5 protein-coding genes (1 of these 5 only partly in view) are annotated in these 5280 nt (G+C 69.2%); 4 read left to right on the top strand and 1 reads right to left on the bottom strand.

Features of this window, described 5'->3' with window-relative positions; translation table 11 throughout:
* The 4 genes from TY51_RS08205 to murD all read left to right on the top strand — a co-directional run.
* On the top strand, nt 1-627 hold a 627-nt coding region (locus tag TY51_RS08205; RefSeq protein ID WP_042248203.1), incomplete at its 5' end, for a Mur ligase family protein.
* On the top strand, nt 624-1994 hold the full coding sequence (gene murF / locus TY51_RS08200; RefSeq protein ID WP_042248197.1) for a UDP-N-acetylmuramoyl-tripeptide--D-alanyl-D-alanine ligase: 1371 nt from the start codon (nt 624-626) through the stop codon (nt 1992-1994). The genes TY51_RS08205 and murF, both read left to right, overlap by 4 nt.
* 4 nt (nt 1995-1998) lie before the next feature.
* Nucleotides 1999-3081, top strand: a complete 1083-nt coding sequence (mraY, locus tag TY51_RS08195; protein WP_042248194.1) for a phospho-N-acetylmuramoyl-pentapeptide-transferase — start codon at nt 1999-2001, stop codon at nt 3079-3081.
* A gap of 29 nt (nt 3082-3110) precedes the next feature.
* Nucleotides 3111-4517, top strand: a complete 1407-nt coding sequence (gene murD / locus TY51_RS08190; RefSeq protein ID WP_042248189.1) for a UDP-N-acetylmuramoyl-L-alanine--D-glutamate ligase — start codon at nt 3111-3113, stop codon at nt 4515-4517.
* A gap of 3 nt (nt 4518-4520) precedes the next feature.
* Here the strand turns inward: murD and TY51_RS08185 are convergent, their stop codons facing one another.
* Nucleotides 4521-5280, bottom strand: the 3' portion of a protein-coding gene (locus TY51_RS08185; RefSeq protein ID WP_042248186.1) for an enoyl-CoA hydratase. Its footprint extends 2 nt past the window's final position; the window shows 760 of its 762 coding nt (coding positions 3-762); its start codon straddles the right edge of the window (only 1 of its three bases is visible, at nt 5280); the stop codon is at nt 4521-4523.

The raw sequence follows: 5280 nt of genomic DNA, 5'->3' as shown, positions 1-5280 counted from the left end.
TTTCGCGTCATGGGGCGGGCGCATCTGGTGCGGCTGCCGCTGATCGGCGGGTTTCAGGCGGAAAACGTGCTGGCCGCGATGGGGCTGTGCCTGGCGTCGGGCGACAGCGCCGACGACATCCTGCGCGTGCTGCCGCAGCTGACCACCGTGCGGGGACGGATGCAGCTGGTCGCGCAGCGCGACAACGGCGCGGCGGTGTTCGTCGATTACGCCCACAAGCCCGGCGCGGTGACGGCGGCGCTGCAATCGCTGCGCCCGCATGTCATGGGCCGCATCGTCTGCATCATCGGCGCGGGCGGCGACCGCGACCGTGGCAAGCGGCCGCTGATGGGGCAGGCCGCCGCCGATCATGCCGATGTGGTGATCGTCACCGACGACAACCCCCGGACCGAGGACCCCGCCCTGATCCGCGCCGCCGTCATGGCGACCGCGGGCCGCGACGCGACCGAGGTTCCCGACCGGGCCGAGGCGATCCTGCGCGGCGTCGATGCGCTGCAGCCGGGCGACGCGCTGCTGATCTGCGGCAAGGGCCACGAGACCGGCCAGATCGTGGGGCAGGACGTCTATCCCTTTGACGACGCCGAACAGGCCTCGGTCGCGGTGGCGGCACTGGACGGCCGGATATGACCTTGTGGACATTCGAGGACGCCGCCGCCGCCACCGGCGGGCGGACCACGGCCGCATGGGCCGCGACGGGCGTGTCCATCGACACCCGCACGATCGCCCCCGGCGATCTGTTCGTGGCGTTGCAGGCCGACCGCGACGGGCATGATTTCGTGGCCCAGGCCTTGTCCAAGGGCGCGGCCGCCGCGCTGGTCAGCCGGGTCCCCGACGGCGTGGCGCCCGATGCGCCGCTGTTGATCGTGCCCGACGTGCTGGCCGCGTTGGAGGATCTGGGCCGGGCGGGTCGTGCCCGCATGGCGGGCCGCGTCATCGCCATCACCGGGTCGGTCGGCAAGACCTCGACCAAGGAGATGGCGCGCATCGCGCTGGCGGGGCAGGGCGTGATCCACGCGGCCGAGGCCAGCTACAACAACCACTGGGGCGTGCCGCTGACCTTGGCGCGGATGCCCGCAAACACCGATTTCGCGATCATCGAGATCGGCATGAACCATCCCGGCGAAATCGCCCCCCTGTCGCGCATGGCGCGGCCGCATGTGGCGATGATCACCACCGTCGCCGCCGCCCACCTTGAGGCCTTTGGCGCGATCGAGGGGATCGCCCGCGAAAAGGGCGCCATCTTCGAGGGCGTGCAGCCCGTGGGCCACGCCATCATCCCCGAAGACCTGCCCGTGACGCAGATCCTGCGCGATTGCGCGGATGGGGCAGGCGCGGTCGTCGTGGGGTTCGGTGAACATGGCGCGGCGCGCCCGCTGCGCATCGTTCCGCAGGACGGGGCGCTGTCGTGCCACGCCCGCATCATGGGCGACACGCTGGCCTTCACCCTGCCCACGACGGGGCGGCATTTCGCGATGAACGCGGTCGGCGTGCTGGCGGCCCTGTCGGTCGCGGGCGCGGACCTGGCGCAGGCGGCGGCGCATCTGTCCGACTGGCACGCCCCCAAGGGACGCGGCGCGGTCGAGGATATGGGCGGCATCCGCCTGATCGACGATGCGTTCAACGCCAACCCGGCGTCTCTGGCCGCGGGGCTTGCCACGCTGGCGGGCCTGCAGGGCGGTCGCCGTGTGGCGATCTTGGGCGACATGCTGGAACTGGGCACGGACGAGGTCGCGATGCACCGCGCGGTCGCCAGCGATCCGTCCATGGCGCAGATCGACCTGGTCCATTGCGCAGGACCCCTGATGCGGCACCTGCACGACGCGCTGCCCGTGGGCAAGCGCGGGCTGTGGACGCAGACGGCGGCCGAACTGGCCGCCCAACCCGACAAACTGATTTCCGCCGGCGACATCGTGCTGGTGAAAGGTTCGAAATCCTCGCGGATCTCGACGGTGGTCCAGGCGCTGCGCGCCGGAACCGCCCAAGACAAAGGATAATGCCATGCTCTACTGGCTCAGCAACCTGTCCGAGGGCGGGGACTTCTTCAACCTGTTCCGATACATCACCTTCCGGGCGGGGGCCGCGTTCTTCACGGCGCTGTTCTTCGGCTTCATCTTCGGGCGGCCGCTGATCAACTATCTGCGCCGCGTCCAGAAGAAGGGTCAGCCGATCCGCGACGACGGCCCGCAAAGCCACCTGGCCAAGGCGGGCACACCGACGATGGGCGGGCTGCTGATCCTGTCGGCGCTGCTGTTCTCGACCCTTCTGTGGGCGCGGCTGGACAACGGCTATGTCTGGATCGTGCTGCTGGTGACGGCGGGCTTTGCCGCGATCGGGTTCGCGGACGACTATGCCAAGGTGACCAAGCACAACACAAAGGGCGTCAGTTCGCGCATGCGGATGTTGCTGGGTCTGGGGATCGCGGCCTGTGCCGGGATCGCCGCGTCGCTGCTGCATCCCGCAGGGCTGACGAACCAGCTGGCGCTGCCGATCTTCAAGGATGTCCTGGTCAACCTGGGCTGGTTCTTCGTCCCCTTTGCGATGATCGTGATCGTGGGGGCGGCCAACGCGGTCAACCTGACCGACGGTCTGGACGGGCTGGCGATCATGCCGGTGATGATCGCGGCGGGCACCCTTGGCATCATCGCCTATACCGTCGGGCGCGTCGACTTCACCGAATATCTGGGCGTCCACCACGTTCCCGGCACCGGAGAGATCCTGATCTTTGTCGCAGCCCTGATCGGCGGGGGCCTTGGGTTCCTGTGGTACAACGCGCCGCCTGCTGCGGTGTTCATGGGCGATACCGGGTCGCTGGCCCTGGGCGGCGCCCTGGGCGCCATCGCCGTCGTCACCAAGCACGAGATCGTCCTGGCGATCGTCGGCGGCCTGTTCGTGGTCGAGGCCCTGTCCGTCATCATCCAGGTGCTGTACTTCAAGCGGACCGGCAAGCGGGTCTTCCTGATGGCGCCCATCCACCACCACTTCGAGAAGAAGGGCTGGGGAGAGGCGCAGATCGTCATCCGCTTCTGGATCATCGCGCTGATTCTGGCGCTGATCGGGTTGGCGACGCTGAAGCTGCGCTGATACCGTCCCGTTTTCGCAAGGAGCCACCCATGATCCCCGTTCAGGGCGTCCATGAACTGACCGTCGCGGTACTGGGCCTGGGCCGGTCCGGCAAGGCCACCGCCGCGGCACTGGCCGCGGGCGGGGCGCATGTCGTCGCTTGGGACGACGGCGTCGACACGCGCGATGCGGCCGAGGTTGACGGCCTGCGCATCCTGGACCTGACACGCGAGGCGAACTGGCAGGGCATCACGATGCTGATCGTCAGCCCCGGCATTCCGCACCTGTATCCCCGCCCGCATCCGGTCATCGCGATGGCCTGGCAACTGGGGATCCCGGTCGACAACGACATCGGCCTGTTCTTTCGCAGCTATGCGACCGGGGACTGGGACCAGTTCGAGCGCGCGCCCCGCGTGATCGCGGTCACCGGGTCGAACGGCAAGTCCACCACCACGGCGCTGATCCATCACGTGCTTGAGGAATGCGGCCGGCCCACGCAGATGGGCGGCAACATCGGCACGGGCGTCCTGTCGCTGGAGCCTGCGGTCGATGCCGAGGTCGTGGTGCTGGAACTGTCCAGCTATCAGACCGAACTGGCGCGGGCGCTGACCCCGGATGTCGCGGTCTTCACCAACCTGTCGCCCGACCATCTGGACCGCCACGCGGGCCTTGGCGGCTATTTCGCGGCCAAGCGGCGCCTGTTCTCCGAGGGCGGCCCGGATCGCGCCGTGATCGGCATCGACGACCCCGAGGGGCTGTATCTGGCCAACCAGCTGGCAATGGGCCCGACCGATGACCGGGTGATGCGCGTGTCGTCGGGACAAAAGCTGGACCGCGCGGCGTGGTCGGTCTTTGCGCGCAAGGGGTTCCTGTCCGAATACCGCAAGGGGCGGCAGGCGGCATCGATCGACCTGCGCGCGATGCAGGGCCTGCCCGGCGCGCACAACCATCAGAACGCCTGCGCAGCCTATGCCGCCTGCCGCGCCGTGGGCCTGGCACCCCGGGAGATCGAGGCGGCGTTCCACAGTTTCGCGGGCCTGCCGCATCGCAGCCAGACCGTGGCCCAGATCGACGGCGTGCGTTACGTCAATGACAGCAAGGCCACCAACGTCGACGCCGCCGCCAAGGCGCTGCAGGCCTTTCCGCGCATCCGCTGGATCGCCGGGGGCTTGGGCAAGGAGGGCGGCATCGCGGCGCTGCAGCCGCATCTGGGCGCGGTGGCCAAGGCCTATCTGATCGGCCATTCGGCGCGAGACTTTGCGCTGGAGATCGGCCAGACCCCTTACGAGATCGCCGACACGATGGAACAGGCCGTGGCCCGCGCCGCAGCCGAGGCCGAACCGGGCGACACCGTCCTGCTGGCCCCCGCTGCCGCCAGTTTCGACCAGTATCCGAACTTCGAGAAGCGCGGAGAGCATTTCGTGGCGCTGGTTCAGGCGCTGGCGGCAAAGGTCTAGGGGTCAGGCCCAGTTCGGCGGGCGCTTTTCCAGAAAGGCGCCGATCCCCTCGACCGTCTCGGGCAGGGCCATATTGGTGCACATCACCTGGGCCGTGGCCGCATAGGCGGCGACGGTGCCTCGGCTCATCTGGTCGTGGAAGGCGCGCTTGCCCATGCGGATCACTGCGGGCGGTTTGGCGGCGATGCTGTCTGCCAGCCGCTTGGTCTCTGCCTCCAGATCGGCGGCGGGGACGACGCGGTTGACCAGGCCAAGGTCCGCCGCGCGGGGGGCGGTGATGAAATCGCCGGTGGTCAGCATCTCGAACGCGGCCTTGGGCGGGATGGCGCGGGTCAGCGCCACCATCGGCGTGGCGCAGAACAGGCCGATCGACACGCCGTTGACCCCGAACCGCGCACCCTCGGACGCCACCGCCATGTCGCAGGACGCCACCAGCTGGCATCCGGCCGCCGTGGCGACGCCCTGGACCTGGGCGATGACCGGCTGGGGCAGGGCGGGGATCATCTGCATCAGATGCGCGCAGCGGTCGAACAGATGCGCCAGCGCGTCCGCATCCATCGCCTGCATCTGGCGCAGGTCGTGCCCGGCGCAAAAGGCCTTGCCCTCGGCTGCCAGGATCACGACGCGCGCTTCGTCGCCGATATCGGCAAGGGCCGCGATCAGCGCCTCGATCATCTCCAGCGACAGGGCGTTGTAGGTGGCGGGCCGCGACAGGGTCAGGCGGGTCACGGGCCCAAGGTCGCGTCGCGTCAGCAGGTCGTCC

This window comes from Paracoccus sp. PAMC 22219 (genome assembly GCF_000787695.1).
In the GTDB taxonomy this organism is placed as follows: Bacteria; Pseudomonadota; Alphaproteobacteria; order Rhodobacterales; family Rhodobacteraceae; genus Paracoccus.
This window is presented reverse-complemented; position numbering and strand designations above follow the sequence as displayed.

Excerpts from the sequence above, each read along its gene's own strand:
- murF (WP_042248197.1), top strand. The coding sequence starts at position 624 with ATGACCTTGTGGACATTCGAGGACGCCGCCGCCGCCACCGGCGGGCGG.
- mraY (WP_042248194.1), top strand. The coding sequence starts at position 1,999 with ATGCTCTACTGGCTCAGCAACCTGTCCGAGGGCGGGGACTTCTTCAAC.
- murD (WP_042248189.1), top strand. The coding sequence starts at position 3,111 with ATGATCCCCGTTCAGGGCGTCCATGAACTGACCGTCGCGGTACTGGGC.